The sequence below is a fragment of the Bradyrhizobium sp. Kon37 genome (assembly GCF_055807535.1).
Window position 1 is genome coordinate 144,477 of sequence record NZ_JBVVOY010000002.1, and the last position, 25,859, is coordinate 170,335.

The 25,859-nt window shown below is 64.9% G+C and carries 20 protein-coding genes; 7 read left to right on the top strand and 13 right to left on the bottom strand.

Features of this window, described 5'->3' with window-relative positions:
• Positions 1 to 14: 14 nt before the first annotated feature.
• Positions 15 to 1,373 (top strand): M23 family metallopeptidase, encoded by a 1,359-nt coding sequence (locus AC0L3J_RS04855; protein WP_473346203.1) that lies wholly within the window; start codon positions 15 to 17, stop codon positions 1,371 to 1,373.
• Between the two features lie 97 nt (positions 1,374 to 1,470).
• Positions 1,471 to 1,956 carry a low affinity iron permease family protein gene (locus AC0L3J_RS04860; protein ID WP_473346204.1) on the top strand — a complete coding sequence of 162 codons (486 nt, stop codon included), beginning with the start codon at positions 1,471 to 1,473 and terminating at the stop codon, positions 1,954 to 1,956.
• Between the two features lie 25 nt (positions 1,957 to 1,981).
• Here AC0L3J_RS04860 and AC0L3J_RS04865 read toward each other — a convergent pair whose 3' ends face one another.
• From AC0L3J_RS04865 to AC0L3J_RS04900, 8 genes are all read right to left on the bottom strand, one after another.
• A complete protein-coding gene (locus AC0L3J_RS04865) occupies positions 1,982 to 3,217 on the bottom strand; it encodes an ABC transporter substrate-binding protein (protein WP_473346205.1) in 1,236 nt (411 codons plus the stop codon).
• Positions 3,218 to 3,325: 108 nt separating this feature from the next.
• Positions 3,326 to 4,237: a DMT family transporter gene (locus AC0L3J_RS04870; RefSeq protein ID WP_473286930.1), complete on the bottom strand. Its 912-nt coding sequence runs from the start codon at positions 4,235 to 4,237 to the stop codon at positions 3,326 to 3,328.
• Positions 4,238 to 4,337: 100 nt separating this feature from the next.
• Positions 4,338 to 4,697, bottom strand: coding sequence for a hypothetical protein (locus tag AC0L3J_RS04875; protein WP_473286934.1), 360 nt, complete (start codon positions 4,695 to 4,697; stop codon positions 4,338 to 4,340).
• A gap of 113 nt (positions 4,698 to 4,810) precedes the next feature.
• A complete protein-coding gene (locus AC0L3J_RS04880; RefSeq protein ID WP_473286936.1) occupies positions 4,811 to 5,686 on the bottom strand; it encodes a DMT family transporter in 876 nt (291 codons plus the stop codon).
• A gap of 14 nt (positions 5,687 to 5,700) precedes the next feature.
• Positions 5,701 to 6,582, bottom strand: coding sequence for an NAD(P)-dependent oxidoreductase (locus AC0L3J_RS04885; protein WP_473346207.1), 882 nt, complete (start codon positions 6,580 to 6,582; stop codon positions 5,701 to 5,703).
• A protein-coding gene (gene prfB / locus AC0L3J_RS04890; protein ID WP_456764514.1) for a peptide chain release factor 2 occupies positions 6,582 to 7,713 on the bottom strand; the annotation gives its coding sequence in 2 pieces (ribosomal slippage) (positions 6,582 to 7,643 and positions 7,645 to 7,713; 1,131 coding nt in all). Before prfB ends, AC0L3J_RS04885 begins: the two co-directional genes overlap by 1 nt.
• Positions 7,714 to 7,824: 111 nt before the next feature.
• Positions 7,825 to 10,326 carry a penicillin-binding protein 1A gene (locus tag AC0L3J_RS04895; protein ID WP_473346209.1) on the bottom strand — a complete coding sequence of 834 codons (2,502 nt, stop codon included), beginning with the start codon at positions 10,324 to 10,326 and terminating at the stop codon, positions 7,825 to 7,827.
• A 247-nt stretch (positions 10,327 to 10,573) separates the two neighbouring features.
• Entirely contained in the window at positions 10,574 to 11,866 is a 1,293-nt protein-coding gene (locus AC0L3J_RS04900; RefSeq protein WP_473346210.1) for an N-acetylmuramoyl-L-alanine amidase, read from the bottom strand.
• A gap of 704 nt (positions 11,867 to 12,570) precedes the next feature.
• Between AC0L3J_RS04900 and AC0L3J_RS04905 the strand changes: the two genes are divergently transcribed.
• Positions 12,571 to 15,633, top strand: coding sequence for an Rne/Rng family ribonuclease (locus AC0L3J_RS04905; protein WP_473346211.1), 3,063 nt, complete (start codon positions 12,571 to 12,573; stop codon positions 15,631 to 15,633).
• 67 nt (positions 15,634 to 15,700) lie between these two features.
• On the opposite strand, the gene AC0L3J_RS04910 is transcribed toward AC0L3J_RS04905, so the two are convergent.
• Entirely contained in the window at positions 15,701 to 16,384 is a 684-nt protein-coding gene (locus AC0L3J_RS04910) for a helix-turn-helix domain-containing protein (RefSeq protein WP_473346213.1), read from the bottom strand.
• A gap of 209 nt (positions 16,385 to 16,593) precedes the next feature.
• Here AC0L3J_RS04910 and AC0L3J_RS04915 point away from each other — a divergent pair, with 209 nt between their 5' ends.
• Genes AC0L3J_RS04915 through AC0L3J_RS04925 form a run of 3 tightly spaced genes read left to right on the top strand, consistent with a single transcriptional unit; the run spans position 16,594 to position 20,627 of the window.
• Positions 16,594 to 18,090, top strand: coding sequence for an amidase (locus AC0L3J_RS04915; RefSeq protein WP_473346214.1), 1,497 nt, complete (start codon positions 16,594 to 16,596; stop codon positions 18,088 to 18,090).
• Between the two features lie 60 nt (positions 18,091 to 18,150).
• A complete protein-coding gene (locus AC0L3J_RS04920) occupies positions 18,151 to 19,377 on the top strand; it encodes an MFS transporter (protein WP_473346215.1) in 1,227 nt (408 codons plus the stop codon).
• 17 nt (positions 19,378 to 19,394) lie between these two features.
• Positions 19,395 to 20,627: an NAD(P)/FAD-dependent oxidoreductase gene (locus AC0L3J_RS04925; RefSeq protein WP_473346216.1), complete on the top strand. Its 1,233-nt coding sequence runs from the start codon at positions 19,395 to 19,397 to the stop codon at positions 20,625 to 20,627.
• A gap of 73 nt (positions 20,628 to 20,700) precedes the next feature.
• On the opposite strand, the gene AC0L3J_RS04930 is transcribed toward AC0L3J_RS04925, so the two are convergent.
• Positions 20,701 to 21,537, bottom strand: a complete 837-nt coding sequence (locus AC0L3J_RS04930) for a helix-turn-helix transcriptional regulator (protein ID WP_473346217.1) — start codon at positions 21,535 to 21,537, stop codon at positions 20,701 to 20,703.
• 89 nt (positions 21,538 to 21,626) lie between these two features.
• Here AC0L3J_RS04930 and AC0L3J_RS04935 point away from each other — a divergent pair, with 89 nt between their 5' ends.
• Positions 21,627 to 22,505, top strand: a complete 879-nt coding sequence (locus tag AC0L3J_RS04935; RefSeq protein ID WP_473346218.1) for an SDR family oxidoreductase — start codon at positions 21,627 to 21,629, stop codon at positions 22,503 to 22,505.
• 26 nt (positions 22,506 to 22,531) lie between these two features.
• Here AC0L3J_RS04935 and AC0L3J_RS04940 read toward each other — a convergent pair whose 3' ends face one another.
• The 3 genes from AC0L3J_RS04940 to AC0L3J_RS04950 all read right to left on the bottom strand — a co-directional run bounded on the left by AC0L3J_RS04940 (position 22,532) and on the right by AC0L3J_RS04950 (position 25,780).
• Positions 22,532 to 23,866 carry a dicarboxylate/amino acid:cation symporter gene (locus AC0L3J_RS04940; protein WP_473346219.1) on the bottom strand — a complete coding sequence of 445 codons (1,335 nt, stop codon included), beginning with the start codon at positions 23,864 to 23,866 and terminating at the stop codon, positions 22,532 to 22,534.
• Between the two features lie 84 nt (positions 23,867 to 23,950).
• Positions 23,951 to 24,505, bottom strand: a complete 555-nt coding sequence (locus AC0L3J_RS04945; protein ID WP_473346745.1) for a biotin transporter BioY — start codon at positions 24,503 to 24,505, stop codon at positions 23,951 to 23,953.
• Positions 24,506 to 24,592: 87 nt separating this feature from the next.
• Positions 24,593 to 25,780, bottom strand: coding sequence for a pyridoxal phosphate-dependent aminotransferase (locus tag AC0L3J_RS04950; protein WP_473346220.1), 1,188 nt, complete (start codon positions 25,778 to 25,780; stop codon positions 24,593 to 24,595).
• Positions 25,781 to 25,859 lie beyond the last annotated feature (79 nt).

Consider the following 25,859-nt stretch of genomic DNA (forward strand, 5'->3'; position numbering starts at 1 on the left):
GCGCGGGAGTGCCGATGTCGAAAAGTTCTGCCCAACTCTCGCAGTACCCCCAACATCACCCCCACGACCACGGCCGAGCCTTTCATCGCCGTGCTGCCGCGGTGGCAACCGCGCTTCCCCTTCCGGACACTGACGACGCCTACACCATCGTGCATCACGGCAAGCAGGTTCGCCTGGGGCCTGTGGTGTTCTGGATCGTGGTCGGCACGATCGTGTTGCTCGGGCTCTGGTCGGCCGCAACCGCGACCTATTTCGCCTTCCGCGACGACGTCCTCACCCGGCTGATCGCCCGGCAGGCCGAGATGCAATACGCCTATGAGGACCGAATCGCCGAGCTGCGCGCCAAGGTCGACCGCACCACCAGCCGGCAGTTACTCGACCAGGAGCAGTTCGACCAGAAGCTCGACCAGATCATGAAGCGCCAGACGGCGCTGGAGTCCCGTGCCACGGCGCTCGGGTCCATGCCGGACGTGACCGGATCGATTCCCCGCTCCACCCCGCAGCGTGGCGATGCCAGCCAGACGACGCAGGGCACGCCCAAGCCTTCGCCGATCAGCGACACCGTGATCTTCGTGGCGCCGCCGGATCGCGAAGCGCGGCTCGAGTCGCGCGCGCCGACCCTCGCAGCTCCGCCCGTCAATCAATTCGCCAAGAATCAAGGGTTCGACAATGTCGTCGTTCGGCTCACGACCTCGCTTGATCAGGTCGAGCGTCGCCAGATGGCAGCGCTCAACGCCGTCGAGGAAGGCATGGATTCACGCATGCGCCGGATGCGCGGCGTCGTCAGCGATCTCGGCCTGAACCTCGCAAATCTCGAAGCCGCCGTGCCGCGCACAGCAATGGGCGGGCCTTTCGTACCCGTTAAGCTCACCGCCAGTTCGGGGCCGTTCGAGAAGCAGCTCTATCGCATCAACAGCACCCGCGCCGAGATGGACCGGCTCAATCGCACGCTAGCACTCGTGCCCTATCGCAAGCCCGTCATCGGCGAGGTCGAGTTCACCTCCGGCTTCGGCGTGCGCAGCGATCCGTTCCTCGGCCGGCCCGCGATGCACACCGGCCTCGACTTCCGCGCCGCGACCGGCGATCCCGTTCGCGTCACTGCCAACGGCAAGGTCGTCTCCGCCGGCTGGTCCGGCGGCTACGGCCGCATGATCGAGGTCGATCACGGCAATGGCCTTGCGACCCGCTACGGCCATCTCTCCGAGATCAATGTCCGGGTCGGCGAGATCGTGAAGATCGGCCAGGTCGTTGGTCTCGTCGGGTCGACCGGCCGATCCACCGGCCCGCATTTGCATTACGAGACCCGCATCGACGGCGAAGCGGTCGATCCACAGAAGTTCTTGCGCGCCGGCGTGCGACTCAGCGCGGGCTAGGCTCGTTGGGAGCGCGATCGCCTAGTCCGGTTTACATGGCGGAACTTCGGAGTTCCCTCCGCGTTAGGTCGCAGGTCCTCAATGGCGCGATCTTCTGATGCAACAGACCGATACGAAAGCTCGTCCGGCCAAGGATAAATCGGACCAGCCACGTAACAGCGCGGCTCAACTCTTCAGCGACATTGCCAACCGAACATCTCAAGCTGCCGGGCGCGCGCTGACATTCATGATTGCAGCCGGCATCGTCCTGGTTTGGGCGGTCACCGGTCCCGTCTTCCACTACTCCGACACGTGGCAGTTGGTGATCAACACCGGCACCACAATCGTGACGTTCCTGATGGTCTTTCTGATTCAGAATTCCCAGAATCGCGATAGCGCGGCGATCCAGGTGAAGCTCGACGAACTGATCCGGGTGAGCGCGGCGCACAATTCATTCGTAGGAATCGAGCATTTGACCGACGACGAGCTCGACGAGATCCGCACCAAATGTGAGCTTCGCGCCGAGGCCGAGAAGGTCGGAGAAGAGACGGTCAAGAGTGCCGGCAAGAAGGCGAAACGCGCCGCCGATCTCGTCACCGAATAAGCGGTGACGCCGAAAATGAGGCTGACTACTGGCCCCGCTCGTGGCCGACCTCGCCGGTGATGACGTCGCCGAACAACTCCCAGGCCTGCCCGTTGAAGCGCATCAGCTGCATCTGCTCGATCGGGAAATAATCGTCGGGCGACGTATTGACCATGATGCCGGGCAGCATCAGGTCGGTGTGGAAATCCTTTAGGTTCGTGGCCTGTTTCATCACGTTGTCTCGCGTGAGATTGTCGCCGCACTGCTTCAGCACCTGCGCCATCGCCTCGGCCTGGACGTAGCCGTAAACATTGTTGGAATTGGCCTTGTCGCCGTCAGGGTAATATTTGTCCATGAACTCGCGCCATTTGATCACCGCAGGATCCTTGTCCCAGGTCGGATCGGTCGGGTCCTTCAAATAGACGGTCGAGATGATGTCCTTGGAATAGTCGAGCCCGGCGGGCTTGAGCACCGAGGCGACCGAGGTCGCGGTGTTAGCCAGGAAGAATTTTGGCTTCCAGCCGAGTTCGCCGACTTTCCGGATCGCCTGCGCCGAGCCTTTCGGCGCGGCCCATGAGAAGAAGATGTCGGCGCCGGAATCGTGAAGCGCAACGATCTGCGAGTCGATCGAGGGATCGCTGACCTCATAGGATTTGTCGGCGATGATCATATTGGCCTTGTCGCCAAGCCCGTCCTTCAGGCCCTTGAACTGGTCCTTGCCGGCGTCGTCGTTCTGCCAGAACACCGCGATCTTGCTGTTCGGAAACTTGTCACGGATGTATTTTGCGTAGATCCGTCCCTCGCTCTGGTAGTTCGGCTGAAATCCCATGGTCCATGGGAAATTCTTGGGGTCGCCGAACTTGGTGCCGCCGGAGGCGACGAAGAGCTGCGGCACCTTCTTGGAATTCATGTATTTCATGATCGCGGAATTCGAGGGCGTGCCGAGCGGCTGGAAGATCAGCAACACCTCGTCGCTCTCGACCAGCTTGCGCGCCTGCTCGATCGCCTTTGGCGGCGAATAGGCGTCGTCATAGCTGATGAAATTGATCTTGCGCCCGTTGATGCCGCCGTGGTCGTTGATCATCTTGAAGAACGCGGCCTCGGTCTTGCCGATCACGCCATAGGACGACGCCGGCCCGCTATAGGGCATGATGTTGCCGAGCTTGATTTCGGTGTCGGTGGCGCCGGGATCGTATTTCTTCTGCGCTAGGGCCGGTGTCGTGACGAGCACGCCGGCAACAAGAATGGCGAGGGCAGCAAGGTTATTGCGACGACCCGGCATCGTTCTCTCCCCTGTGTTTTGTAGTCTTGTTTTGCCGAGAGTGTCGCAAGGTGTCTCTCCGCTGGCAAGCGCCGCGATTTTCCGTGAGGTGAAACGGCGGCTCCGAAACTATGTGCCGCGCCGCAGCAGGTTCAGAACGCGCCCATCGATCACCAGCAACGCGCTGCCGATCACGATCGCGCCCGCGATCTCGCGCATGGAAATCGGTTCGCCCAGCACAAGCCATCCCAGAAGAACGGCGGTGACGGGAATGAGCAGTGTCACCAGCATCACGTTGGTCGCGCCCGAGCGCCGCAGGATCTGGAAGAAGACGATATAGGCGAGCGCCGTCGACAGGCCGGCAAGGCCGAGCACCGCGAGCCAAATCGTCACGCCCGGCATCGGGAGCCGCCATGGCTGCTCCACTACGCCGGCGACGATCGCCATCATCACCGTGGAAGCCATCAGTTGATATGCTGCCGTCCCCAGCGGCGGGGAGTCCTTCAACAACCGCCGCGCTGCCAGCGCCGCAAAGCCATAGCTGAAGGCGCCGCCGAGGCAGAGCAGGATGCCGAGCCCCTGCCCTGCCCGTGGTTCAGCGCCCCATCCGCGCAGGATGATCACGCCGGCGAGGCCCACTGCCACGCCGGCAACGCGCCGCAGCCGCAAGGCCTCTTCTCCTGCCGCCGCCATCACGATCACCGTGAACAGCGGCGTGGTGGCATTCAGGATCGACGCCAGCCCGCTTGGAATGAAAGTCTGGCCGACCACGATCAGCGAGAACGGGATGACGTTGTTGAGGAGCCCAATCGCAAAGAACGGTTTCCAGCCGGCGATGCCCTTGGGAAAACCGATGCCGTGCATGCGGAGCAGCGGCAGCAGAATGGCCGATCCGAGTGCAACGCGCAAAAGCACCAGCGTAAGCGGCGGCAATTCCCGCAGCGCCGCGCCGTTGAAGAAGAACGAGCCGCCCCAGAGAACCGAGAGCACAGCGAGCAGCGACCAGTCTCGCGCGTCGATCCGGTTATCATTCGGGGGCATGGCGTCTCATGACGGTGGGCGAGACAGCCGCCCTAGGACACCGCAGCGAACAGCGCCACCCGATTTCCGACGCGACGGAGATCGGGAAGTGGGATTCAGCTCAACCGGCACGCAGCTTGTTGGCCAAAGCATTTTCCGGAACAGGTTCGAAAGTCCATTCGTCGGCGATGCACTCGAACGTCTCATCGCGAAAATAGAACAGGAAGTGACGCGACGAAGTCGAAGCCCCACCCGCCATCTTCCAGTCGACGGGATCCATCAAATGGAGATCAGGACCTGCGATCTCGTAGAATTCACCCCAACCCGGCGCTAATTTGCTGTAACGGCATTGCCCGCGAAACCATCCCTCGTCGTTGGTTGGCCCGAGGCGATACCGAGCGCAATTTTTGAAACGAAGGATGCCTTCATCTTCCTCCGCGAACGACGTGAATCGAAAAGCGTTGACCAGGAAGCGCAGCAAGATGTCTCGGCCAGATATAGCCACGCGCGGCCACGGAGCATTCGGCTCTGCGTTCCATCCCTCGTTCAGCTTCCGAAATGACGATTGCTCCACAGGTCACACAACGTTGGCCGTCAAACGTCTTCCCGGCTTCGCGCGTCAGCAGCGATGTCGGCGACGACTGCTCCAATCACCAGGACACCGCCAACGAGAGCGTGGACGGCAGGTATCTCGCGAAAGGCAAGCCAGATCCAGAACGGCATCAGCGGCGTCTCCAGCGTCGCGATCAGGGAGGACTGGCTAGACGGCAAGAAGCGCGAGCCGAGCACGAACAGCGTCAGGCCGAGTGCGACCTGGAGGCAGCCGAACATCGCAAGTGTCAGAAGATCACTTCCACCCACATGCGCGAGATCACGGGCAAATGGCAGACTGGCGAGGCTTCCCAGGAAATTCGAGAGTGCGGCCGCCGCCACCATCGATGTCTGCCGGTAGCGCCGGATCGCCACGGTCATGGCGGAGACGGCGAGTACCATCAGGCAGCTCAAGGCGACGCCGCCCAGATCGGCTCCGGCCTGCACACCGCCGACCGTGACGGCCACGCCGGCAAAGGCAATCACGCTCGCGATCAGCGTCCGCCATGTGGCGGCTTCGCCAAGCCACAGCCACGCCAGCGCCGCGGCGACGAAGGGCTGCGTTGCGATCAGCACCGCGACATTCATGACGTTGGTCATCTGAAGAGCGGGAATGAAGCAGACCATAGCGACCGTCGACGATGACGCGACGAGCAAGCCGCCCTTCCCCGGCACGACCAATTGCCATAGCGCAGCGCGGCCCTGCATCATGACCAGGAAGACCGTGGTCAGGCTGCCGCCGAACAGGCCGCGCCAGAACAGGATGGTCCAGGGATCGAAAGGCAGAAGCCGCGTGAAGAACGGCGCCGTGCTCCAGGCAATCGCGGCTGATATGACGAGGGCAATGCCGAGACCGCGTTCCGAACGAGGCTGCCCCATGTCGATGTGATCCGCTAGGACGGTTTCTTCGGCCGCGACACCAGTTCGATCATCTTGCCTTCGTCGTCGTCAGGCATCACGGCCTTGGCCTGCGCGTAGGCTTCCACCGCGGCGCGCGCGACCAGCGGCTTGTCGGCCAGCAGGCTCTCGGCGAGCTTCACCGCGTAGGCGGCATCCTTGTGCCGCAGCGCTGCCGTGAATGTCGCGCCGGAAAAATCGCGCGCGACCATGCGCTTGGAGTGACGCTGCACCTGCGGACTTGCGGCAACGCCAGCCTGAATCGAGTCCAGCACGAGGTTCATGTCGAGCCCGGCCTGCTCGGCGATGGCGAGTCCCTCGGCGAGGCCGGCGATCTGGATCGCGCCCATCAGATTGTTGATCAGCTTGTAGACCGTGCCGGAGCCGACCGCGCCGAAATGGCGGATGGTCGAGCCGATCGGTGTCAGATAGGGCCGCGCGCGTTCGAGATCGGCGGCATCGGCACCAACGAGCAGCGTCAGCTTTCCGCTGGCTGCCGCATCCGGCAATCCCGTCACGGGGCAATCGATATAGATCAGCCCGCGCGCATTCATTTCGCGGCCCATCTCGCGCGCATGGTCATAGGAGACGGTGGAGCATTCGATCGCGATGGTGCCGGCCTTCGCCGTCTTGGCCGCGCCCTCGGGCCCAAGCCAAACCGCACGCGAGGCCTCGTCATCGGCGACCATGGTCACGACGGCATCGGCGTCGATTGCTGCGTCCTCAGGCGAGGTCGCCCACAGCGCGCCGCGCGCGATCAGGTCTTCAGCTTTTGTTTTGCTGCGATTCCACAGCGTCACCGTGAAGCCAGCATCGAGGTAGCGGCCGGCCATGCCATGGCCCATCCGCCCAAGCCCGATGAAGGCGATCCGGGGCATCAATCGACGTCCTCGATGTCGGCACCGGGAGTGCCGAAGGCGCGCTGTGCCAGGGTCGCGGCCATGAAGTCGTCGAGGTCGCCGCCGAGCACGCCCGATGTGTCGGAGGTCTGCACACCGGTGCGCAGATCCTTCACCATCTGGTACGGCTGGAGCACGTAGGAGCGGATCTGGTGGCCCCAGCCGATGTCGGTCTTGGCGGCCTGGTCGGCGGCGGCCTTCTCCTCCCGCCGCTTCAGCTCGATCTGGTAAAGCCGGGCGCGCAGCATGTCCCAGGCCTGCGCCTTGTTCTTGTGCTGCGAGCGGCCGGCCTGGCAGACCACGGCGACACCGGTCGGGATATGCGTCAGCCGCACCGCGGACTCGGTCTTGTTGACGTGCTGGCCGCCGGCACCGCCGGAGCGCATGGTGTCGACGCGAACGTCCGATTCCTTGATGTCGATCTTGATGGTGTCGTCGATCACCGGAAACACAGCGACGGACGAGAACGAGGTGTGCCGCCGCGCGTTGGAATCGAATGGAGAGATCCGCACCAGGCGGTGCACGCCCGCCTCGGTCTTCAGCCAGCCATAGGCATTGTGGCCGGAGACCTGGATGGTCGCGGACTTGATGCCGGCCTCTTCGCCCTCGGACTCTTCCAGCATCTCGACCTTGAAGCCGCGGGTTTCGGCCCAGCGCGAGTACATGCGGAGCAGCATCTGCGCCCAGTCCTGGCTCTCGGTGCCGCCGGCGCCGGCATGCACTTCGAGATAGGAATCGAAACTATCGGCCTCGCCCGACAGCAGCGCCTCGAGCTCGCGCCGGGCAACTTCCTTCTTGAGGGTCTTCAGCGCAGCTTCGGCTTCCTTGACGACGCCCTCGTCGCCCTCGGCTTCGCCGAGCTCGATCATGCCGATGTCGTCTTCGAGCTCCTGCTCGACCTTGCCGATGCCGGAGAGCGCATCCTCAAGCGAGGTGCGCTCCTGCATCAATTTCTGGGCTTTCTGTGGATCGTTCCAGAGGTTGGGATCTTCTGCGAGCTTGTTCAGCTCAGCGAGGCGCGCCGTCGATTTCTCGACGTCAAAGATGCCTCCTCAGCAGCCCGACAGACTGCTTGATCTCTTCTACCAACCGTTCGATTTCGGCGCGCATGTGGTTCTCTGATCTCGCGGGATTGTTCCGCGTCTAGTGACAACGGGATGTAGCGGCGGCGGCTGCAAAGCGCAACCGCCGCGGCGACGAACGCCCTTATTGTCCTAAGCCCTAGTACAGCCCGCCAGTGCCCGGCCGCATGAAGAAGCCGGAATCCGGCTGCTGCTGCTGTGACGCCGGCATGCGGCCGTCGGCATCGGCAACGCCGATGACCGAATAATTATCCGGCGGCGCCGTGCCCGGCTTGAAGGCTTCGAGGATGGTTCCGCCGGTCTCGCCCGGACCGGCGCGCATGCCGGACTTGGCGACGACCCGCACCAGCTTGATGCCGGCCGGTACCTTGAACGGGACCGCGGGCTTGTCGGCGAGCGCGAGCTGGAGGAAGTCGCGTGCGATGGGAGCTGCCAGATGGCCGCCGGTCGCAGCGTTACCCTTGCCGAGCGGACGCGGCTTATCGTAGCCCATATAGATGGCGACGGCGACGTCGGGCGAGAAGCCGACGAACCAGGCGTCCTTGGCCTCGTTGGTGGTGCCGGTCTTGCCGGCGATCGGCTTGCCGACCTGCTTGACCACGGTCGCGGTACCGGCCTGGACCACGCCTTCCATCAGCTCGGTGATCTGATAGGCGGTCATGGAATCCAGCACCTGCTCGCGGCGGTCGATCAGCTGCGGCTCGTTCTGGTTCTTCCAACCACCCGGCGCGTCGCAGCCGCGGCATTCGCGCTGGTCGTGCTTGAAGATGGTGTGGCCGTAGCGATCCTGGATGCGGTCGATCAGGGTCGGCTTCACCCGGTGGCCGCCATTGGCGAGCATCGAATAGGCCGTGACCATGCGCATCGCCGTGGTCTCGCCGGCGCCGAGCGCGTAGGAGAGATAGTTCGGCAGTTCGTCATAAACGCCGAAGCGGCGGGCATATTCGCCGATCAGGGGCATGCCGATGTCCTGGGCGAGGCGCACCGTCACCGTGTTGAGCGACTGCCGCAGCGCATTGCGCAGCGTCACCGGCCCCTGGAATTTGCCCGAGGAGAAGTTTTCAGGCCGCCACACGCCGGCGCCCTGGCCCTGGTCGATTTCGATGGGCGCGTCGAGCACGACAGTCGAGGGCGTATAGCCGTTGTCGAGCGCGGCCGAATAGACGATCGGCTTGAACGACGAGCCGGGCTGCCGATAGGCCTGCGTGGCGCGGTTGAACTGGCTCTGGTCGAACGAGAAGCCGCCGACCATCGCCAGCACGCGACCGGTCCAGGGGTCCATCACCACCATCGCGCCGGACACTTCGGGGATCTGTCGCAGCCGGTACTGGCCTTCGACAGGCTGGGCGTCCTTGTATAGCGGATCGGCGTAGATCACGTCGCCGGGCTGGAGCACCTGCGATACCGCGCTCGCCGCCCTGCCCTTCGCAGCCCCCGAGGCCGCTCTCGCCCATTTGATGCCGTCGAGCGTGATGAGGCCGGTCTCGCGCTGCTTGCTGACGGCGCCGCCGAGCTCGCGGCTCGGCTGGAAGCCGATGCGCGCCGACTGGTCGCTGGTCTCCAGCACCACCGCCATGCGCCACGGCGAGATATCGGACAGAGACTTGATCTCGGCGAGCTTCACGCCCCAGTCGCCCGAAATGTCGAGTTTGCTGATGGCGCCGCGATAGCCCTGCTGTTCGTCATAGTTGACGAGACCGGCGACCATGGTCTTGCGCGCCATGACCTGGATCTTCGGATCGAGCGTGGTGCGGACCGAGAGGCCGCCCTCGTACAGCTTCTTCTCGCCATAGCGCTCGAAGATGTCGCGGCGCACTTCCTCCGCGAAATATTCGCCGGCGAAGGTGTGGGCGCCGTTGGAACGGCTGGTCACGGCCAGCGGCTCCTTGCGCGCCTTGTCGGCGTCGGCCTGCTTGACCCAGCCGTTCTCAACCAGACGATCGATCACATAGTTGCGGCGCTCGATGGCGCGGTCGCGGTTGCGAACGGGATGCAGGGTCGCGGGCATCTTCGGCAGCGCCGCGAGATAGGACGCTTCCGCCACCGTCAGCTCGTTCACCGACTTGTCGAAATAAACCAGGGACGCCGCCGCGATTCCGTAGGCACCTAAGCCCAGATAGATTTCATTCAGATACAGCTCGAGGATCTTGTCCTTCGAGTAGGTCTTCTCGATCCGCATCGCCAGCAAGGCTTCCTTGATCTTGCGCGCGAAGGAGACCTCGTTGGTCAGAAGGAAGTTCTTGGCGACCTGCTGGGTGATCGTGGAAGCGCCCTGCGGACGGCGGTTGGAGCCGTAGTTCTGGATGTAGACCACGCCGGCGCGCGCCATGCCGGTGTAGTCGATGCCGCCATGCTCGTAGAAATTCTTGTCCTCGGCCGCGAGGAAAGCGTTGATCACCAGCTTCGGCACTGCCTGGATCGGCAGGTAAAGCCGCCGCTCCTTGGCGTATTCGCCGAGCAGCGAGCCGTCGGTCGCGTGCACGCGGGTCATCACCGGCGGCTCGTAATCCTGAAGCTGAGAGTAGTCCGGCAAGTCCTTGGAGAAATGCCAGATCAGGCCTGCGACGGCGCCGACCCCGACAAGGAACAACACCGTTCCCGCGGCGAACAGGAAGCCCATGAACCGCACCAGCAAGCGCATTATCTGTTTATCCGTTCAAACTCTGGATCAGCCCAAAGAACAGCCCAAGACCAGCTTAAGATCAGCCCTCAGCACCCGAAACAGGCACCAAACCATCGCGAATTCACCGGCCTTACTCAATATCAGTGCCGGACCCAAGACGCTTGCCGAGCGGGATTCTCGCCGATTCCGGAACCCCCTGCGGCGTTTTTATAAAGCGCCCGCTGTGGCCAAACTAGGGCTTTTGCGGCGGGACGGAAAATCACTCTCAATTCGAGGATCCGGCCGTGGCCATCCGTTTCGCCAAAAACCCGTCGATCGCCTGCGCCATCGAGCCCACGGCACGTGACCGCCATCCCTCGGAGACCAGATGCTCGAGGTCGCCCTTGTTGGAGACATAACCGATCTCGACCAGGACCGACGGCACGTCGGGCGCCTTCAGCACCCGGAATCCGGCCGACTTCAGGGGATGCTTGTGCATCCGCACGGTCGACTTCATTTCGCCCATCAACAGGCGAGCAAAACGACTTGAAAAGGTGCGGGTTTCCCGCTGGGTGAGATCGATCAGGATGTCGGCGACATCGGTCGGCTCCTCCGCGAGGTTGAAGCCGGCGATGGCGTCCGCCCGGTTTTCCGCATCCGCCAGCCGCTGCGCCTCGGCGTCGGAGGCCTTGTCGGACAACGTGTAGATGGTCGCGCCCTGCGCATCGCCCTCGGCGCGCGGCAGCGCGTCGGCATGGATCGAGACGAACAACGCCGCCTTGAGGTTGCGAGCGACTTTGACCCGGTCGTTGAGCGGGATGAAAGTGTCGTCGTCGCGCGTCATCACCACGCGATATTTACCGGTCTTTTCCAGCCGTTCGCGCAGTGCCAGGCCGAAGGCCAGCACCAGATTCTTCTCGCTCTCGCCGCTCGACTGCGTGCCGTTGTCGATGCCGCCATGGCCGGGATCGATGACGACCACCGCGCGGCCATCGGCCTTCTGCCCGGCTTCGGGGTGTGCAGATGCGGGAACCGTCGCGGGCGGCGGATCGGCAATTGCCGGCCGCAGCTCAGGACGGTTTTCCGGAGCCAGCGACGGCACGAAGGCGGTGCGTTCGACCTCCTCCAGTTCGAGCACCAGCCGCGCCGGCTGTCCGTTGGCAGCCTCCACCACGTAGGAATTGGCGATCTTGGCCGGGCCCGACAGGTCGAACACGATTCGGGAGCCGCCGGGCATTACCAGCCCATAGCGAAAGGCCTTGACCAGGCCGCGTCCGCTGGACCCGGTTCCGGCGGGAAGTTGAAAATTGACTTGGGGGACGTCGACCACCACCCGGTACGGGTCGGCCAAGATGACGGCGCGGAAGGTCACGGTTTGATCGATGTCGAGGACAAAGCGGGTTTGCTTGCCGTCACCGGCCAGCCGGGCGGCCGAGGCCGTCGCGAAATTCGCTGATGCAACAGGGAGTTGAGGCTGACTTTCGGCGGCCTTCAGGCGCGAGGAATCAGCGCACGGCAATGCCGCCGCGCAGAGCAGCACGCATCCCAGCAAGATCCTTTGATTTGCGCGGCTCGCCACCAGATTCCGTGCCTCCGAGCAGCCTCTTTAACGCAATAGAACCACAGGGTTAAACGATCCTTAATGACGGACACGCGAAACTCGCTGACTGTGACCGCCGTGCGACGCTCCTTGCACGGATGGCCCAATCCACGTATGTACGGAATGCTGACGGCCGATATTTCCGGTTGTGTCGCATTCAGCCTCCCGGTGCAGCGCCGGAACTCTCAAGGTTTGGGAATTCCAGCGTTTTTCCGTTCCCCTCTAAGTCCAGCGCGGTGCGCGGCAGCGAGGTGGACGGGGCAAGCCCCGGCGGCGGACGGTCCCCGGTTACCACCACGTTTCCGGGACGGTTCTGACAGCGGCGCAACCCGTTACCCGGTCCCTTAATCCCAAGGGAGCGGTTCGTAATACCCAAGGCGAGCGCGCTCGCGCCATGCCTGGCCAACAGCAACTGATTGAGGGGCGGCCCCGCCGCCCAATGTTTCATACGGGCCGACGCTTGATGCGCCAGACTGTGCCGACCAATTCTGAAGGACCATTCGCGACGCTGCGGAGTGACAATTCCGCGCGCCGCTTTGGTCCTCCGGCTTTCGGTTCGGCAAGGCGCGAGAGACGGCGTTTCGGCCTTCCCCTCACCCCCGAATCAGGTGGACCGTCGCGTCACCCGGCAGCGCTGATGGCGCCCACGGTGAATCGCGCCCGCCGCCGCCAAGAGTTAAGACATGCCCAACAAGATGTTGATCGATGCCACCCACCCGGAAGAGACCCGGGTCGTCGTGGTCCGCGGCAATCGCGTCGAAGAGTTTGATTTCGAGACCGCGCAACGCAAGCAACTGCGCGGGAATATCTACCTCGCCAAGGTCACAAGGGTCGAACCCTCGCTCCAGGCCGCTTTCGTTGAATATGGCGGCAACCGCCACGGCTTCCTCGCCTTCAGCGAAATCCATCCCGACTACTACCAGATCCCGGTTGCCGACCGGCAGGCGCTGATCGAAGCCGAGGAGCAGGCCCATCGCGAGGCCGAGGAAGAGAGCGAGAACCGCTCCCAGGGCCGCCGCCGCTCCCGCCACCGCAATTCCCGCCGCCGTAGCCATGGCGAGCGCGTCCGCAGCGAAATCGTCGAAGGCAGCGACCCCGCGGCCCGGCAGGTCCAGGGCGAGGCCTTGCCCGAGGGCGCGTCGCACGAGGGCGAGCACCTGCACGCCGCAGAGCATCACGGCGAGCACGACGGCCACGATCATGACGATCACGGCCACGAAACACATGACCACGACGACCATCATCATGCCCATGGTGACGATCATCACGCCCACGACCATGGTGACCACGGTCATCACGGCGAGCACGACCACCACGACCATGATCATGCCGACGAGACACCGGCGCCTGTCGCAGCGATCGGCGCCGAGCCCGCGGTCGCCACTGAGGCCGTTGCCGAGCCGCACGAAGTTGCCTCCGACGCACACGCCGACGATCTTGCCGAGGCCGTGACATCGGCGACTGAGCCTGCCGACGCCGTGTACGCCCCCGGCGAGAATGTGCAGGCTCCGCACCACGACTCCGAAGTGGCGGCCGAGGATGACGACGAAGACGAGGACGACGAGGAAGCCGAAGAGGACGTCGTTGAATCCGTCGGTGGCGACGATGTGCTGGAGGAAGTGCCGGAACGCACCTTCCGTCCCCGCCGCCAGTACAAGATCCAGGAAGTCATCAAGCGCCGCCAGGTGATGCTGGTGCAGGTCGTCAAGGAAGAGCGCGGCAACAAGGGCGCGGCGCTGACGACCTACCTCTCGCTCGCCGGCCGCTATGCCGTCTTGATGCCGAACACCGCGCGCGGCGGCGGCATCAGCCGCAAGATCACGAGCGCGCAGGACCGTTCGCGCCTGAAGGAAGTGGTGCAGGATCTCGACGTGCCGGAGGGCATGGGGATCATTCTGCGCACCGCGGGTGCCGCCCGCACCAAGCCCGAGATCAAGCGCGATTTCGAGTACCTGATCCGGATGTGGGAGACGGTGCGCGACATGACGCTGAAGTCGCAGGCTCCGACCCTCGTCTACGAGGAAGGCTCGCTGATCAAGCGCTCGCTGCGCGACCTCTACAACAAGGAGATCGACGAGATCTCAGTTGCCGGTGAATCCGGTTACCGTGAAGCGCGCGATTTCATGAAGATGCTGATGCCCGCCAATGTGAGCGCGGTGAAGCAGTATCGCGACGGCCAGCCGTTGTTCTCGCGCATGGGCGTCGAAAGCCAGCTGGATGCGATGTTCTCGCCGACCGTGCAACTGCGCTCCGGCGGCTACATCGTGATCAACCAGACCGAAGCGCTGGTCTCGATCGACGTCAACTCCGGTCGTTCGACGCGCGAGCATCATATCGAGGACACCGCGCTCAAGACCAATCTCGAGGCTTCCGAGGAAGTCGCGCGTCAGCTTCGGCTGCGCGACCTCGCCGGCCTGATCGTCATCGACTTCATCGACATGGACGAGAAGCGCAACAATCGCGCGGTCGAACGCAAGCTGTCCGATTGCCTCCGGCAGGACCGCGCGCGCATCCAGGTCGGACGCATCTCGCACTTCGGCCTGCTCGAGATGTCACGCCAGCGCATCCGCGCCAGCGTGCTGGAGTCCTCGACCGATCCCTGCACGCATTGCGGCGGCACCGGCCATGTGCGCTCGGTGTCCTCGGTTGCGCTCCAGTTGCTGCGCGGCCTCGAAGAGATCCTGATGAAGGGCGCGACCCACAATCTGGTGGTCCGCACCCGCACCGACGTCGCGCTCTATGTGCTGAACCACAAGCGCGGCCATTTGCGCGACCTCGAGAACGGCTTCAAGGTCACGTTGGCGGTCATCGCCGACCCGAGCGTCAACGGGCCTCAGGCCTATGTCATCGACCGCGGCGAGCAGGTGCATACGCTGGAAGCCGCCAAGGCTCTGCTGGCGGCCCAGGCGGCCGCAAGCCCGCCGCCCCTGGTCGAAGAAGCCTATGACGACGAGGAGTTCGATCCCGAGACCGAATCCGAGGTCGAGACCGAGGAGACCGAGGGTCTCGTCGAGGAGCAGGCCGCAGGCGACGCCGCGACCGAACAGGACAGCCAGCGCCGCAAGCGTCGCCGTCGTCGCCGCGGTCGCGGTGGCCCGCGCGACGAGGAGACGCGCGAAGATGGCGCTCCCGCTATTGTTGAGACGGCCCTGGCGGCCGGCGAAGGCGAAGAGGATGCAGAGGCCGAGCCGGACGGCGAGGAAGGCGAGGAACAGGCAGCCCGTGGCGAACAGCAGGGCAGCGCCGATCGCCGTCGCCGGCGTGGCCGCCGTGGCGGACGCCGCCGTCGCGGTCCTGGTGAAGAAGGTCTCGCCGGCTCCATCGGCGACGAGCTCGCGGCCAATGCGCCGTCGGAGGCGACCGACGCAGTCGCCGATTTCGACGGTTTTGGCGGCGAGGCTGCGCCCTCGATCGCGCAGGCCGAGCACACCTCGCAGCCACAGGTCACCCAGCCAGAGCCGCGCGCCGAGGCAAAGATCGAGGCAACGACTCAGCCTGAACCGGCTCCTGCTGCCGCGGACGAAGAGCACGCCGACGACAAGGCTGCACGACGCCGTTCGACAGTTCGGGAGAAGGTGAGCTTCCTATCGAGCAGCCAGAGTGAACCGGCACCGGTTGCTCAGGCGGCCGAGCCGGTTGCCCCGCCCGCACCGGCTCCGGAGCCCGCGCCCGCAGCGGCAAGCGAAACGTCGGCCGCACCGCGTCGTGCCGGCTGGTGGTCGCGCCGCTTCGGCGGCGGCGAATAAACAAGCCCCAATCAAGAACGCCCGGCCTCGGCCGGGCGTTTTTCGTTCCGCACTCTCGTTGCCGACTTCAGAGCGACGGTGGATCGTCCTCGATCGGCGCCACGTCGCGCGAAGCGATGCGGCGGAGCTGATCATAGAGGTCGGGCGCCTCGCTGGTGCAGAGGCAGACGCCTTTCGCAGCAGACGCTTCACCGGCGTTGAGGTAGGCGTGGCCCATGGTGCTGTCGAGATAGATGCCGTCGCCCTCGCCCAGGATCTCCGGCGCGTAGAACTCGGTGTGGACGGCAACGCGTCCGCTCGTCACCACGAAATATTCCTCACCTGCGTGGCGCAGCAGCGGACCGAACTCCTCCAGCGAGCGCGCCCGGACTTCGGCCAGGATCGGCACCATGCGTTTGCCGATCAGATCGGTGCATTGATAGGTGTAGGTGTAGAATCCGGTCGTGATCACCTGCCCCTGCCCGGCGCGGCTGATGCTCCGTCGCGCCGTGACCGGCCGGCTCTGCTCGGGACGCGGGGGCGCCGGATTGAACAGCTCGGCGATCTCCATCTTCAAGCCGGAGGTGAGCTGGAGCAGCTTGTCATAGGTCAGCGACATCAGGCCGTTCTCGACCTTTGACAGGGTCGACAGCGCCATGCCGGTCCGCTCCGCCACCTGCTTGAGCGTCAGCCCCCGCACCTGGCGGGCAGCCTTGAGGCATTGGCCGAGCTGGGAGTTCGCGCCCTCCGGCGTGGTCAGGATCTCGCTCATGCAGCAAGGCTACCACGGCAACAGAGAAATTGTTTGACCGATCCACTTAATCTTTTCGACTGAGGGCGGCGCCAGGTTCCGCATCTGGTCGCGGCTTGGGCAGGTAAACCAGCATTTGTGCATGAAACGGCCGGTTCTGACGAATATTGGTGCGCAGCCTTCACTTTCCGATATGCTAAATCGTTTTCAAATTTTGAAAGGGATTGGCATTGTCCGAGCTTTGCGATTCCAGCGCCGTTGAACTGCGCCGCCGACTGGCTACCCGGGACATCTCACCCGTCGAGCTGCTGGAGTCGTGCCTTTCGCGGATCGCCACCGTCAATCCCGCCGTCAACGCCGTCGTGACGCTGGACGTATCAGGCGCTCGCGCCGCTGCCAGGGAAGCCGAGGCCGCCATCCTGCGCGGCGAGGATCATGGCGCCCTCCACGGGCTCCCTGTTCTCATCAAGGACACCCAGGACACTGCTCGCCTGCGCACCACCTATGGCAGCCCGTTGCACACGGACAACGTCCCGCTCGCCGACCAGGCCTCGGTCGCGCGGCTGCGCGCAGCTGGCGCCATCATCTTCGGCAAGACCAACACACCGGAATGGGCGGCCGGCGGCAACACCCGCAACCCCGTGTTCGGCGCGACCGGCAATCCGTTCGATCCGATGCGCTCGGCGGCCGGCTCCTCCGGCGGCTCGGCGGTGGCGCTCGCCTGCGGCATGGCTCCGCTCGCCTCGGGGTCGGACACCGGCGGCTCATTGCGCAATCCGGCGGGCTTCGCCGGCATTGTCGGCATGCGTCCGTCCTACGGCCTCGTCGCCAGCGAGAAGCGCGTGTTCGGCTGGTCCAATTTGTCGACCGACGGGCCGATGGCGCGCAATGTCGCCGACACCGCGCTGATGCTGTCGGTGATGGCGAGCGACGATGCCCGCGATCCGCTCGCTTATACGCTGCCCGGCGAGTCCGTGCGCGCGCGTGCCGAACGCTGGGCCGCGCCGCGCCCCGCAGAGCTCGGCAGGCTGCGCCTCGCCTTCACCGAAGATTTCGGCTTTGCTCCGACCGAGCAGGCGATCCGGCGCGTGTTCCGTCAGCGCGTGAGCAAGCTTGCACCTCTCTTTGCCGAGTGCCGCGAGGCGACGCCGGATTGCTCCGGCGCCGACGACGCCTTCGCCGTGCTGCGTGCAGGCATGTTCCTGGCGACACATGGCAAGAACTACAAGGAGCGGCCCGAGATGCTCGGGCCCAATGTCCGCGCCAATGTCGAGGAAGGCCTCGGCTACACGCTCGAAGATCACGCGCGCGCCGCAACGACGCAGACGCGGATCTATCGCGCCTGGCAAAGCTTCTTCGAAAGCTGCGACGTGCTGATCAGCCCGACCATCACGCTCAGTCCGCGGCCGTGGTCGGAGCCGCATCCCGCGGAGATCGACGGGCTACCTACCAAATCCTACTTCCATTGGCTCGCGCTCGCTTATGCGGTCACGCTTCCCGGCCATCCCGCCATCAGCATTCCTCTCGGCCTCGATGAATCTGGCCTGCCTTTCGGCCTGCAGATCGTCGGTCAGCGTGGCGGTGACGCCGCCGTGCTCGCGGTGGCCGCGAGCCTCGAAGCAGCGTTCGCCGGCGACGCGCAATTGTGCCGGCCTGCGCCCGATCTGGCCCGGCTTGCCGCGGCGCCGCCGCTCTCGACTGCACCCGGCTTCCTGACCTGGGAATGAAGAACTTGGGAATGACCGGAAGCCAGCCCTAGCTGCGGCATCGACGCAATGGAGACGAGGATGACGGAATTGCCGAGGAAGACCAGCATCGTCGCATTCGTCCTGCTCTACGTCGCCTACTGCATCTCCTATGTCGACCGCGCCGCGATCTCGCTGGCGCTGGCCCAGATCGGCAAGGACTTCAACCTCCAGGCCGCAGATCTCGGCATCGTCATCAGCGCGTTCTTCCTCGGTTATGCCGCGATGCAGGTGCCGGGCGGATGGCTCTCCGACCGCTTCGGATCGAAATATGTGGTGATCATCACCATCGTGATGTGGTCGCTGTTTACGGCGTTCACGAGCCTTGCCTGGTCACTCACCTCGCTGATCGCGATCCGCTTCCTATTCGGTATCGCCGAGGGCGGCTTCCCGCCGGCGAGCATCCGTGCCGTCGCCGAGGTGTTCAAGAAGGACAGCCGGCCGAAGATGTCGGCGCTGCTGCTGTCGTCCAACTATGCCGGCAGCATGATCGCGCCGCTGATCATGGCGCCGTTGATCCTCTGGCTCGGCTGGCGCCATGCCTTCAACGCGATCGGCATCGCGGGCATCGTGTTCGCGGTGGCCTATTTCGTCTTCGTCCCGTATCTGGGCCGCCCGGGCGCGAACGATCCGAACCCGTCGGGGGCGAAGGCCGAGAACCGTGCACCGATGCGCGAGCTCATGAAGAATCCGCTGCTGTGGCAGCTGATGGTGGTGTGGTTCGGCCTCAGCTGCGTCAACAAGGGCCTGGATTCCTGGATGCCGCTCTATCTGCTCCAGCAGCGCGGGCTCGACCTCAAGACCGTCGGCATCGTGGCGCCGATCCCGTTCGTGATGGCGACGATCGCGACTGCGATCGGCGGCTGGGTGATGACGACGTTCTTCGCCGAGCGCGAAAAATATCTGCTGATCGGCGCCTCCGCATTGACCGGCATCTTCCTCTACGCCATGTACAAGGCGGAGACGATCGCGATGCTGATCACCTACCAGTCGGTGGTCTATTTCTTCAAATCCTTCGTGCTGGCCTCGGTGATTGCGCTTCCGACCAAGCTGCTCCGCGACGACCAGATCGGATCCGGCATCGGCATGGTCAATCTCGGCGGCCAGAGCGCGGGCTTCGTCGCACCCGTTGCGATCGGCTTCATCGTGACCGGAACCGGATCGTTCGATGCCGCCTTCGGCTTCCTCGTGGCGATGACGGCGTTATCCGCCGTGGTCGCCGCGACCATCAACACGGCCGAGCCGAAGCTCACGCCGCAGACGGCCTGACAGGAGAATTTCTTCCAATGCAAAGCGCGATCGTCCTCGGCGGCGGCATGATCGGCGTCAGCGCGGCGCTGCACCTCCAGCAGCGCGGCTGGTCCGTCACGCTGATCGACCGCAGGGAGCCGGGCCGCGAGACCAGCTACGGCAATGCCGGGATGATCCAGGCGGAAGCGGTGCGCCCCTATCCGATGCCACGCGACCTCGCCACGCTCCTGAAGATCGCGACTGGCCGCACCAACGACGTGCGTTACAGCCTCTCATCGCTTCATCTCCATATCGAGCCCCTGCTCCGCTACTGGTGGCATTCGGCGCCGAAGCGGCATCGCGGCGCGATCGACGCCTGGGCGCGGCTGATCGCCTACGCGACGGCGGAGCACGACATCCTCATTCGCGAAGCCCACGCCGACAATCTGATCCGCCGCGCGGGATACCGACACCTGCATCGCGACGCAGCTTCGTTCGATCTCGCCGTCAAGGCGGCGGAAGAGGACCAGCGCGAATTCGGCGTGAGGTTTCGCGCGCTCTCGGGCGCCGAGCTCGCCAAGGCCGAACCTGTCCTGCGCGACGACCTGCCCGGCGCGATCCATTGGCTCGACACCTGGACCGTGTCCGATCCCGGCGCGCTGGTCACGGCCTATGCCGATCTGTTCGAGCGCCTCGGCGGCACCATCGTGCTGGGCGATGCCCAGAGCTTGCGGCAGACCGCGACCGGCTGGTCGGTCGAGACCGACGTTGGACACATCGACGCCGCCCACGCCGTCGTGACGCTCGGGCCGTGGTCGCCCGATCTGCTGCTCAAATTCGGCTATCGCATCCCGCTGGTGCGCAAGCGCGGCTACCACATGCATTACAGCGGTGGCGCGTCGCTCGATCTGCCGCTAGTCGACAAGGCCGGCGGCTACGCCATGGGTCCGATGGCGAAGGGTATCCGCATCACCACCGGCGCGGAGCTGACCGGCCTGGACGCGCTCGCAACGCCCGTGCAGCTCGCCGGCGCGGAAGCCTCCGCGCGCGAGCTGATCGATCTCGGCAAGCGGGTCGAGCCCGCCCCGTGGTTCGGCACCCGCCCCTGCACGCCCGACATGCTGCCGGTGCTCGGCCCTGCCCCACGCCATCCCGGCCTCTGGATGAACTTCGGCCACGGCCACCAGGGCTTTACGCTGGGGCCCGCGACCGGGCGCCTGCTCGCCGAGATGATGAGCGGCGAAACGCCGGCGATCGATCCGACGCCGTACCGGCCGGAGCGGTTCTAATTCCCAGTGTTGACGGCAAGCACCGCGCGCGCGTCGCCAGATGCAGGTTGAACGCGCGAGTACGCAAATTCCGTCAGCCGGCGCGCTCGGCGAGAAGTGTCCTGATGCGTTCGGCATCATCAGGCGTCGCCGGATTGTAGACGACCATGCCGAGATCGGGCCTACCATCGACGGCAAAGGCCGAATATTCGAACGCGATCGGACCGAGCACGGGGTGGCGTAGATGCTTGACGCCCTCGCCATGGGCGCGGACGTCGTTGTCGCGCCATAGCGATGCGAATTCGGGGCTGAGGCGGCAGAGCTCGTCGACGAAGTCGGCGACATGCGAGACGGCCCCGGCCCGCGCTGCATCCGCCCTGAAGGCGGCGACCACGAAGCGGGCCACACTGTCCCAGTCATGTTGCGCGGCGCGCACCCGCGGCTCGCAGAAGATCAACCGCAAGATGTTGCGCCGCTCCGGCGGGAGGTTGGCGTAATCGGTCAGCACGATGGTCGCCGCGCGATTCCAGGCAACGACGTCCCAAATTGCAGTCCTGATGATCGCCGGGCTGGTCTCCAGCGCGTCGAGCACACGCTGCAGCCGCGGCGAGACGCCTTCGCTCGCCTGGTAGCGCACCTCGGGCGGGCGGCCGAGGCCGATCAGGAACAGGTGCTCGCGCTCGACATCGGTCAGCATCAGCGCGCCGGCGATGCGGTCGAGCACATCGGGCGACGGCGCGCCGCCGCGGCCCTGCTCGAGCCAGGTGTACCAGGTCGGGCTGATATTGGCGCGCTGCGCCACCTCCTCGCGACGCAGCCCGGGCGTACGCCTGCGGCTACTGGCGAAGCCGAACGCGGCGGCATCGAGCCGGGTGCGGCGGTCCTTGAGGTAGGTCCCCAAGAGGTTCTCGGCTGTCGCGCTCTCGCTCATCCTGTTAGCTATCATACCCTGATAACGTCACTACTTTACCCGGATAATCCTAGCGCAGATGGTCGTCTCCACCAACTCTGGAGATACTCATGCGTGTTTTCGTCACTGGCGCCACCGGCTTCGTCGGCTCCGCCGTCGTCCGCGACCTGATCGCTGCCGGCCACCGGGTCACGGGCCTCGCCCGCTCCGACGCGGGAGCCGCGGCGCTCGCCGCGATGGGCGCCGATGTTCATCGCGGGTCGCTGGAGGATCACGCGTCGTTGCGCAGCGGCGCGGCCGCCTCCGACGGCGTCCTGCACCTCGGCTTCAACCACGACTTCTCGAAGTTTCTGGACAATTGCGAGCTCGACCGCCGAGCGATCCTGGCGATCGGCGAGGAGCTCAAGGGCTCCGGTCGCCCCCTCATCGTCACCTCCGGCGTCGCGCTGCTTGCGCCCGGCCGCCTCGCCACCGAGGACGATGAATCATCGCAGCGCTTTCCACGCGTGTCGGAATCGACCGCGCTGTCACTGGCCGGCGTCCGCGCCGCCGTGGTGCGTCTTCCGCCCTCCACGCATGGCGAGGGCGACCACGGCTTCGTCCCGATCCTGATCAACCTCGCGCGCCAGAAAGGCGTATCGGCCTATGTCGGCGATGGCAGCAACCGCTGGCCCGCCGCGCACCGCTTCGATGCCGCGCGCGTCTACCGGCTGGCGCTGGAGCAAGGCGCAGCTGCGAAGCACTATCACGCGATCGCCGAGGAAGGCGTGCCGTTCAAGGCGATTGCGGAAGTGATCGGCCGGCGGCTCGGCGTGCCCGTCGTGTCCCAATCGCCCGAGCAAGCGCCCGCGCATTTCGGCTGGTTCGCACAGTTCGCGGCCGCCGACGTTCCGACCTCGAGCGCGAAGACGCGTGCTGCTCTCGGCTGGTCGCCCAAAGAAAAAGGGCTGATCGAGGATCTCGACCAGCCCCATTACTTCAAGATCTGACGGCGCTCGGCACCGCCAAATGCAGATCAGTCCGTCGTGACCGCCGTTTCCATGTCGGTCGGATCGATCTGCCTGGCGAGGTTGGCGTTGAGCTTGTCGCGATCGAGTTCGCCCTCCCACCAGGCGACGATCACGCAGGCAACGCCGTTGCCGCACAGATTGGTCAGCGCGCGACACTCGCTCATGAACTTGTCGATGCCGAGCACGATCGCCATGCCCGGCACGAGGCGCGGATCGACCACGGCGAGCGTCGCCGCCAGCGTGATGAAGCCCGCACCCGTGATGCCGGAGGCGCCCTTCGAGGTCAGCATCGCCACCACCAGGATGGTGAGCTGCTGGCCGAAGGTGAGATCGAAGCCCAGCGCCTGCGCGATGAACAGGGTCGCCAGCGTCATGTAGATGTTGGTGCCGTCGAGATTGAACGAATAGCCCGTGGGCACCACGAGGCCGACCACCGACTTCGAGCAGCCGAGGCGCTCGAGCTTTTCCATCAAGGATGGCAAGGCGCTTTCCGAGGACGAGGTGCCGAGCACGATCAGCAGCTCGTCCTTGATGTAGGCGAGGAACTTGAAGATGGAGAAGCCGGCGACGCGCGCGATGGTTCCGAGCACGACGAACACGAACAGCGCCGCGGTCACGTAGAACGTCGCGATCAGGCCGACCAGGTTGAGGATCGCCCCAGTGCCGAACTTGCCGATGGTGTAGGCCATCGCGCCGAAGGCGCCGATCGGGGCCGCGCGCATCACGATGGAGATGACGCCGAACACCGCATGCGCGGCGTCGTCGATGAAGCTGCGGATGGTGTGGCCGCGTTCGCCGAGCCCCATGATGGCGAAGCCGAACAGCACCGAGAACAGCAGCACCTGCAGGATCTCGCCCTGCGCGAAGGCGCCGACGACAGTGTCCGGAATGATGTGCAGCACGAAGTCGACCGACTTCTGGCCTTCGGCCTGCTTGGCGTAGTTGGCGACGGCCTGCGCGTTGGCGGCGGCGCCGCCGAAGCCCGCACCCGGCTTCACCAGATTGCCGATGATAAGTCCGATCACCAGCGCGAAGGTCGAGACGATCTCGAAATAGACCAGCGCCTTGACGCCGATGCGGCCGACCTTCTTGGCGTCCTGGATGTGGGCGATGCCCGAGACAACGGTGCAGAAGATGATCGGCGCGATCACCATCTTGATCAGCTTGATGAAGCCGTCGCCGAGTGCCTTGATCCACTCGTTGGTGGCGACTGACGGCCAGAGCCAGCCGACGATGGCGCCGAGCACGATCGCGATCAGCACCTGGATATAAAGAACTTTGTACCACGGCTTTGCGGCGGGCGGCGCGACCGGCGCCCCCACCATCGTTGTCGTCGTCATTGTTTCACTCCCCCTCAAAACGCCAGGCCAGCCAAGATCAACTTGGCCGGCCCTGTCAATCGGAACTGCTCGTTATTGCGCGCTTTACCTGGGATCGACGACCCGGCGTATCACCGGCATCAACGTCGCGCCCAGCGCGTTCTTGACCAGCGAGGCCGCAACGAACGGCATCAGGCCGACCTGCCACGCCTTTGCGGCGCCAAGGCCGAGGCCGAAGGCCAGCCAGCCAAAGCCCGCGGCCAGAATGAGGATGTGGCCAACAGCCATGGCCGCAAACAGCAGCATTACGCTGCGATCCCAGCCGCGCTCGGCGAGCCAGCCGGTGACGAAGGCGGCGCCAATGAAGCCGAACAGATAGCCCGCGGTCGGGCCCACCAGCGGTGCGATTCCACCAACCGGACCGGCGAACACCGGCAGGCCCATCGCGCCCTCGGCGAGATAGGCGATCATGGTTGCGCTGCCAAGCCGCCAGCCATAGGCGGCGCCGATCATCAACACGACCAGCGTCTGCAATGTCATGGGCACGTAAGGCAACGGCAGGTTCACCTTGGCTGACAGCGCCATCAAGGCGGTGCCGAGCGCAATCAGCACGACGGCGCGCAAGGCGCCGACGGTTTCACCCGGCCGGACTGGCCACATCAATGCGGCGAGAGGAGAATGCGTGGCGGTAGACGGGACGGAACGGTCAGACAAGTTGCACTCCAGAAGGCTGTCGAAAACTGGCGGCTATTTAAGCCAGTGAGCGATCCGGTCAACTGCTTCCCGCATCTCCGCAGCCGAACGCGCATACGAGAGCCTTATGAATGAACGACCATGGATGGGATCGAAGTCGAGCCCCGGCGTGACCGCGACATGGGCCTGTTCGAGCATCTGCTTGGCGAACTCGAAACTGTCGGAGGTGAAGTCCGAGACGTCCGCATAGAGATAGAATGCGCCGTCAGCCGGCAGAAACCTGGTCAGGCCGGCCTTGGGCAATCCCTCGATCAGGATGCGCCGGTTTTCCTGATAGCCGTGCTTGATCTCCTCCATCTCGGCCGCGCCGTCGAAGGCCGCTTCGGCCGCGATCTGCGACAGCGACGGCACCGAGATCGACAGGTTCTGCTGCAGCCGCTCGATCGGCCGCACCAGAATCTCGGGCACGACCATCCAGCCGACGCGCCAGCCCGTCATGCAAAAATACTTCGAGAACGAGTTGATCACGAGCGCGTGGTCCGACAGCGCCGCCGCCGTCACCGCGGGAAACGCGTAGTCGAGCCCGTGATAGATCTCGTCCGAGATGAAACGGATGCCCGCGTCTTCCGCCGCCGCGATCAGCCCGGCGAGCGCCTCGCGGGACATCATGGTCCCGGTCGGATTGGCGGGGCTGCCGACCAGCACGCCCTTCAGCGGAGCCTTGCGATGGGCGGCCAGCAGCGCCTCGCCGGTCAGCGCATGGCGCGTCTCGTTCGTGGTCTCGATCAGCATCGGCTCGCAGCCGAGCGCGGTGAGGATATGACGGTACGGCGGATAGCCCGGCACCGTTACGGCAACGCGGTCGCCCGGCTCGAACATCGCCAGGAAGGCCAGAATGAACCCGCCGGAGGAGCCGGTGGTCACCACGATTCGCTCGGGGCTGACGTCACAGCCATAGGCGTCGCGATAATGCCGCGCGATGCGCTCGCGCAAGGAGGGGATGCCCAGCGCTGAGGTATAATCGATCCGCCCTGCCTCGAGCGCCGCATGGGCGGCTGCAATCGCAGTCTTCGGCGCGCCGGCGGCGGGCTGGCCGACCTCCATATGGATGACATGGCCCCCGGCCGCTTCGATCCGGGCCGCCGCGGCCATCACGTCCATCACCATGAACGGGGGAACATCGCTGCGGCGGGAGGGCGCGAGCCACTCTCCCAATCGGTTCCTCAAGGTCGCATCGTGCATCGATTTCTGCTATTTCGCTGGCGGGCCGATCCGTCCGACCCGGGAAACGGGGTGCTTGCGCCCCAGACTGGCCGCATTG

Bases quoted from the DNA above. Each gene is read 5' to 3' on its own strand.
- AC0L3J_RS04945 (WP_473346745.1), bottom strand. From the start codon at position 24,505: ATGTGGCCAGTCCGGCCGGGTGAAACCGTCGGCGCCTTGCGCGCCGTC.
- AC0L3J_RS04950 (WP_473346220.1), bottom strand. From the start codon at position 25,780: ATGCACGATGCGACCTTGAGGAACCGATTGGGAGAGTGGCTCGCGCCC.
- AC0L3J_RS04895 (WP_473346209.1), bottom strand. From the start codon at position 10,326: ATGCGCTTGCTGGTGCGGTTCATGGGCTTCCTGTTCGCCGCGGGAACG.
- AC0L3J_RS04925 (WP_473346216.1), top strand. From the start codon at position 19,395: ATGCAAAGCGCGATCGTCCTCGGCGGCGGCATGATCGGCGTCAGCGCG.
- AC0L3J_RS04870 (WP_473286930.1), bottom strand. From the start codon at position 4,237: ATGCCCCCGAATGATAACCGGATCGACGCGCGAGACTGGTCGCTGCTC.
- AC0L3J_RS04865 (WP_473346205.1), bottom strand. From the start codon at position 3,217: ATGCCGGGTCGTCGCAATAACCTTGCTGCCCTCGCCATTCTTGTTGCC.
- AC0L3J_RS04910 (WP_473346213.1), bottom strand. From the start codon at position 16,384: ATGAGCGAGATCCTGACCACGCCGGAGGGCGCGAACTCCCAGCTCGGC.
- AC0L3J_RS04930 (WP_473346217.1), bottom strand. From the start codon at position 21,537: ATGAGCGAGAGCGCGACAGCCGAGAACCTCTTGGGGACCTACCTCAAG.
- AC0L3J_RS04905 (WP_473346211.1), top strand. From the start codon at position 12,571: ATGCCCAACAAGATGTTGATCGATGCCACCCACCCGGAAGAGACCCGG.
- AC0L3J_RS04920 (WP_473346215.1), top strand. From the start codon at position 18,151: ATGACGGAATTGCCGAGGAAGACCAGCATCGTCGCATTCGTCCTGCTC.
- AC0L3J_RS04885 (WP_473346207.1), bottom strand. From the start codon at position 6,582: ATGCCCCGGATCGCCTTCATCGGGCTTGGGCGGATGGGCCATGGCATG.
- AC0L3J_RS04860 (WP_473346204.1), top strand. From the start codon at position 1,471: ATGCAACAGACCGATACGAAAGCTCGTCCGGCCAAGGATAAATCGGAC.
- AC0L3J_RS04880 (WP_473286936.1), bottom strand. From the start codon at position 5,686: ATGGGGCAGCCTCGTTCGGAACGCGGTCTCGGCATTGCCCTCGTCATA.
- AC0L3J_RS04855 (WP_473346203.1), top strand. From the start codon at position 15: ATGTCGAAAAGTTCTGCCCAACTCTCGCAGTACCCCCAACATCACCCC.
- AC0L3J_RS04935 (WP_473346218.1), top strand. From the start codon at position 21,627: ATGCGTGTTTTCGTCACTGGCGCCACCGGCTTCGTCGGCTCCGCCGTC.
- AC0L3J_RS04940 (WP_473346219.1), bottom strand. From the start codon at position 23,866: ATGACGACGACAACGATGGTGGGGGCGCCGGTCGCGCCGCCCGCCGCA.